We start from the raw sequence: 212 nt of genomic DNA, 5'->3' as shown, positions 1-212 counted from the left end.
AGGGAACAGCGATTTCGCCAGCGATGCGCCGCTTTGAATCGAGGACATAGCTATCAGCAAAACCAAAATAGGCAACCAGACTGGCGCTTTACGTGACGACCCCGGCATCCTTTCTCCTGTCAAATGATGGTTACACACCTTGCCCCGCGGGACGCCGCAGATTTGCTGCGATGCGCGTGAGTATGTGTATAGAAAAGTAAAACAGCGAGTGT

At 52.4% G+C, this 212-nt stretch carries 1 pseudogene; it reads right to left on the bottom strand.

Annotated features, from left to right (window positions below):
* Nucleotides 1-108, bottom strand: a pseudogene (locus FDX22_RS12135) (EamA family transporter); the annotation flags it as partial.
* Nucleotides 109-212: the final 104 nt, after the last annotated feature.

The sequence above is a fragment of the Citrobacter sp. TBCS-14 genome (assembly GCF_005280805.1).
Lineage (GTDB): Bacteria > Pseudomonadota > Gammaproteobacteria > Enterobacterales > Enterobacteriaceae > Citrobacter > Citrobacter gillenii.
This window is presented reverse-complemented; position numbering and strand designations above follow the sequence as displayed.